This window comes from Bradyrhizobium nivariense, from assembly GCF_029846695.2.
Lineage (GTDB): Bacteria > Pseudomonadota > Alphaproteobacteria > Rhizobiales > Xanthobacteraceae > Bradyrhizobium.
This window is the reverse complement of sequence record NZ_JARWCR020000193.1, coordinates 1-1090: the sequence shown is the minus strand read 5'-3', so window position 1 is coordinate 1090 and position 1090 is coordinate 1. Positions and strand designations below refer to the sequence as shown.

Below are 1090 nucleotides of genomic sequence, written 5' to 3'. Positions count from 1 at the left end.
TCACCGGCACGGTGGACGTGGCCGATGCCGGCGCCACCGTCACCATCCTGGACGGCACCACGACGATCGGCACCGCGATCGTGCAGGGCAACGGCAGCTGGAGCAGCACGGTCACGCTGAACCAGGGCGGCAACTCGCTGACGGCCCGGGTGAGCGATGCGGCCGGCAACACCGCCACCAGCAGCGCGGTGATCTATACGGTCAGCACCACCGGCCCGACGGTGACCGAAGCTCTGGTCTCCGACACCGGCACCTCGGCAACCGACCACGTCACCGCCAGCCCGGCCGTGAACGGCACCGGGCTCGCCAACACCGTGGTGCACTTCACCATCGACGGCAGCCCGATCGCGACGACGGTGACCGCCGATGCGCAAGGGGCTTGGTCGTTGACGCCGAGCGGGCTGGCCGACGGATCGCACACCATCGTGGCGAGCCAGACCGACAGCTTCGGCAACACCGGTTCGGCGTCGCTGAGCTTCACCTTGGACACGGCGGCACCGAGCGGCGGCACGCCAGACCTGACGGCGGGCTCGGACAGCGGTACCTCGGGCACGGACAACATCACCTCAGCGACCTCGCCGAGCTTCACGGTGGCGCTGAACCCGACGGCTGCCATCGGCGATATGGTGCAGCTGTTGCTGGGCGGCTCGCCGCTGGCACACCCGGTGACGCATGCGATCACGGCGGCCGACGTGACGGCAGGCAGCGTCAGCCTGACGGTGACTTCCGGCGATCTCGGAGCCGATGGCGCCAAGCAGGTCACGGCGCAGTTCAGCGATGCCGCCGGCAACAGTTCGACGACCGCATCGCTGAGCTTCACGCTCGACACGGCGGCACCGACGGTTGCGATCACCAGCGCCGGAGGTTCGACCAACCAGGTCAGCCAGACCGTCACCGGCACGGTGGACGTGGCCGATGCCGGCGCCACCGTCACCATCCTGGACGGCACCACGACGATCGGCACCGCGATCGTGCAGGGCAACGGCAGCTGGAGCAGCACGGTCACGCTGAACCAGGGCGGCAACTCGCTGACGGCCCGGGTGAGCGATGCGGCCGGCAACACCGCCACCAGCAGCGCGGTGATCTATAC

Annotated in this window: 1 protein-coding gene; it reads left to right on the top strand. The window is 69.4% G+C overall.

Annotated elements, in window-relative coordinates; all coding sequences use genetic code 11:
• On the top strand, positions 1-1090 hold a 1090-nt coding region (locus QCM77_RS45900), incomplete at both ends, for an Ig-like domain-containing protein (RefSeq protein ID WP_280097138.1).